Origin of the sequence: Pseudoxanthomonas sp. 22568, from assembly GCF_052044485.1 — a bacterium.
Lineage (GTDB): Bacteria > Pseudomonadota > Gammaproteobacteria > Xanthomonadales > Xanthomonadaceae > Pseudoxanthomonas_A > Pseudoxanthomonas_A beigongshangi.
Genome location: NZ_JBQENC010000002.1, coordinates 30,485 through 34,393 on the forward strand (window position 1 = coordinate 30,485; position 3,909 = coordinate 34,393).

Sequence of the window (3,909 nt, forward strand, 5' to 3'; positions counted from 1 at the left end):
CTCCCCGCCACGACCGCGTCAGAACCGCAGGTTCAGGCTCAGCAGCACCGAACGCGGCGCACCCGGCGTGTAACGGTAGCCGCTCTTGTTGATCGCCGCCACGTAGTCCTTGTCGAACAGGTTGTAGGCGTTCAAGCGCAGATCCAGGTTCGGGCTGAAGGCATAACTGACAACCGCGTCCCACACCGTGTACGACTTGACGAAGTTCGGCGTGCCCACGGCACCGTCGGTGCCGCGCTTCATTTCGCCGGAGTAACGCGCGCCACCGCCGACGGTCAGGCCGAAGGGGAGTTCGTAGGTGGTCCAGGCGGTGAAGGCGCTGTCCGGGGTGTAGCCCAGATCGCGGGTCCTGTCGTTCGCCACGACCGGGCCATCCTTCACGGTGGCGTCCATCGCGGTGTAGCCGGCGGACACGGACCAGTCGTCGGTAAGCTTGCCAACCGCCGAAACCTCCACGCCGCGCACGCGCTTCTCGCCGCCCTGGAAGGTCACCCCGTTCTCGGTGATCACTTCGTTGCTCACGTCAGTCTGAAACACCGCCAGGGTCAGCAGCAAATCGTCACCCAGCAGGTTCCACTTGCTGCCGACCTCGAAGGTCTTGGCTTTCTGCGGGTCGTATTTGGGATTGTTGGCGCTGTTGTCCGCGTTGCTCAGTTCCAGCGCGGTACCGCCCGGAGGCTGCTGCGAAAGCGCGTAGTTGGCATACACGCTGGCGACGTTGCCCACCTTGTAGACCGCACCGAGTTTCCAGTTGACCAGGGTATCGGAGGCATCCCGATCCACGCCCGGCACGATGGTGCCGGTGGGCAGGCTGCCGCAGACGGGACCGCCGCGACCGCCGCAGGCGACCAGGCTGCTGAAGTCGGTCTTGTAGTGATCCAGGCGGATGCCGGCGGTCAGCAGGAAGGCTTCGTTGAACTTCAGGGTATCGAAGGCGTACAGCGACGACGTGGTGATCTTGCCCTTGCTATGCGCACCATTGCGGCCCCAGCGCAGGCCGCTGACGTCAGGGTCGGGGTTGTACAGATTGGCCGCCGGCCAGGCGGTCCCCGGGATCGTGGCGACGCCCCAGCTTTCCAGTTCCTCGCGCGCGAACTCCAGTCCGGTGCTGAGGTTGTGCTGCACGCGGCCGGTCGAGAAGTCGGCGCGCAGGTTCAGCTGGTTGGTGGCGATGGTGTATTCCTGATCCTTGAAGGTTGGCAGGCTGCGGTTGACCGTCCAGCCATAAGGATTGTTGATGTCGGGGATGGTCAGCGTGGGCGTGGTGCCGGTGGCGGACAGCATGAATGCCGTCAGCATGTAGTCCTGTTCGTTCTTGCCCCAACGTGCGGTATTGGTCAGCTTCAGCGTGTCGGAGAAATCGTGCTCGAAGCGGAACGTGGCCATTTGCGCGGTCACGTCGTCGTGATCGAAGCGCGTGCCGTAGAAGTTCTCGCTGTCCACGCGCGGCGCCAACGCGATCTGCGGACGGGCAGGGTCCGGCGAACTGTAGCCCGGCAGGCCGATGGTCGGCACGCCGCCGTCCGGCACGTTGTCCTGCTTCACGTACAGCAGGTTGAGGAAGTAACGGGTATCAGAGCCCAGGCCGAACGCCAGCGACGGCGCCACGCCCCAGCGCTTGTTGTTGATCAGATCGCGGCCGGGCACGTCGCTGTCCTGCGCCATCACGTTGAGGCGGAACGCCGCGCCGGGGATGCCGAGCGACTGGTTCCAGTCGGCGGTGACGCGCTTCTGGTCGTCACTGCCGATCGAGACGGTCGCGCTGATCGCGTCCTTCCGCGTGGCCTGCTTGCTGACCATGTTGATTGCGCCGGTCGGTGCGCTGCGGCCGTTGTCGGTGCCGGCCGGCCCCTTCTCGACTTCGACCTGTTCGACATTGAACACGTCGCGCGAGATCGAACCCAGGTCGCGCACGCCGTCGACGAAGATGCTGCTGGAGCTGTCGAAGCCGCGCATGAACAAGGTGTCGCCGGTGGCGGTATTGCCGTTTTCGCCGACGAAGAAGGTGCCCACGCCCGGGCTGTTGCGCAGCGCCTCGGTCAGGGTGGTCGCGCCCTGCTGGTTGAACAGATCGTCGGTGATGATCTGGATGGTCTGCGGGGTGTCCTGCAGCGACTGGGTGAACTTGGGCGAGGCCAGCTTGTCTGCCTTGTATTCGCCGACCGAGGTGCCTTCGACGTGCACCTCCGGCAGGGTGGTCGGATCCGGCTTGGGCGCGTTGTCGGAGGCGACCTGGGCGGCGGCGGGGACGGCCAGCGCCAGGCTGGTCAGCAGGGTGGCGGTGGTCAGGCCGTTCGGGGAACGGGACGCGGGAGTGGCGTGCTTGCGCGACTTGATCGGGTTCATGGGTGTCTTGGCGGTTTCGGAAGGGAATCCCCGTGGCGACGGGCGATGGGGAAGCGGGGGCGCTGGCGGCCCGGGCATCCGGATCGCCAGTGCGGATTCAGGCGCGCGGGGGCGCGTGGCCGTGCGGCAGACGGCAGGCGTCGGACCGGAACCGGACATCGCCGGAACGGACGGACGCGCAGCGTGCGGGCTGGAAGCCGGGGCGGTCAGCGGGGGCGGGGCCGCTCGCAGGGTCGAACTCGCCTTCGGGTGAAGGTTCGACGGCGGCGATCGGGTCCACGGACGGGAGTTGCCAGCCTGTGGCGGGACTTCTCTCTTCGGCGTCCCGGGTGTTTGCCTCCGCTGCCGGAGTCCCCTCGGACAACGCGGCCGCCACCACGGTCGGGCCGATGACGGCCGCGACGGATGCCGACGCGACCGGAAGCAGCCACACCAACGACCACAACAGTCCCAGCAGCGCCCAGAAGAGGACGCTGCGACGTTCGTCACGGGGGCGGGTCGGAAGGGGCAAGGGGAGCGGGGCGGGTCAGCCGGATAACGAATTTATAATCTTAATGATAATTGTTCTCTTTCGCAAAGGCGCCTCGCCGAACGGCGGTGCGGAAGAAACAAAAAAGGCGGATTCCGGGGAATCCGCCCTTGGGAGCCGCCGCCGGCGTGCCGATCAGCCGCGGTCGTCGCGGGTCCAGAGCCCGCCGTGTTCCTGCTTGACCGGGAACTTGGGTACCGGCGAATAGGCCGGCGCGCACAGCGCCCGACCATCGCGGATGTCGAACTTGGCCCCGTGCAGGATGCATTCGATGGTGGCCTCGTCGCCGTCGTAATTGCCGGAGGACAGTTCGAAATCCTCGTGGCTGCAGCGATCCTCCAGCGCGTAGAAATCGCCGTCGTAGTTCATCACCAGGATCGGGGTGCCGGTGACTTCGTCGAATACCGTGCGCATCTCGCCGGGCAGCATTTCGCCCAGCGCGCAGACGAAGGTCCAGTTCTCGCTCACAGCGCCTTCTCCAGCACCTCGAAGCGGAGATCGTCGCGCTTGGGAATGCCGAAGCGCTCGTCGCCGTAGGGGAAGGGCTTCTTGATGCCGGTGCGCGCGTAGCCACGACGCTCGTAGAAGGCGATGAGTTCGTCGCGCACGTCGATGACACTCATCCGGATGGCCGGTTGTCGCCAGTCTTCGCGAACCACGCGTTCGGCCTCGGCGATCACCGCCTTGCCCACGCCGCCGCCCTGCAGATCGGGCCGGACTGAGAACATGCCGAAGTAGCCGGCGCCGTCCTCCACCGCGACATGCGCGCAGGCCAGCATCTGTCCATCGCGTTCGGCGACAAGGATGCGGCTCCGGGCGCGTTCGATGTCACGCAGCAGACCTTCGGGATCGATGCGCTGGCCATCCAGCAGATCGGCTTCGGTGGTCCAGCCCTGCTTGCTGACCTCGCCACGGTAGGCGGAGGTCACCAGCGAGACGAGGGCGGGGATGTCCGCGGCGGTCGCGGTACGGAAGGTCAGCGTGCTCATGCGCCGATCTTACGGAAAACCGCCCCCCAACTGTAGGAGCGACGT

The 3,909-nt window shown here is 66.2% G+C and carries 3 protein-coding genes; all 3 read right to left on the reverse strand.

What is annotated here, in order from left to right; genetic code table 11:
- Nucleotides 1–18: 18 nt before the first annotated feature.
- Nucleotides 19–2,346: a catecholate siderophore receptor Fiu gene (locus ACTJI2_RS02515; RefSeq protein WP_440840980.1), complete on the reverse strand. Its 2,328-nt coding sequence runs from the start codon at nt 2,344–2,346 to the stop codon at nt 19–21.
- A 664-nt stretch (nt 2,347–3,010) separates the two neighbouring features.
- Entirely contained in the window at nt 3,011–3,343 is a 333-nt protein-coding gene (locus ACTJI2_RS02520; protein ID WP_183643670.1) for a non-heme iron oxygenase ferredoxin subunit, read from the reverse strand.
- Complete coding sequence (locus tag ACTJI2_RS02525) at nt 3,340–3,864, reverse strand: GNAT family N-acetyltransferase (RefSeq protein WP_183643667.1); 525 nt, start codon at nt 3,862–3,864, stop codon at nt 3,340–3,342. Before ACTJI2_RS02525 ends, ACTJI2_RS02520 begins: the two co-directional genes overlap by 4 nt.
- Between the last annotated feature and the right edge of the window lie 45 nt (nt 3,865–3,909).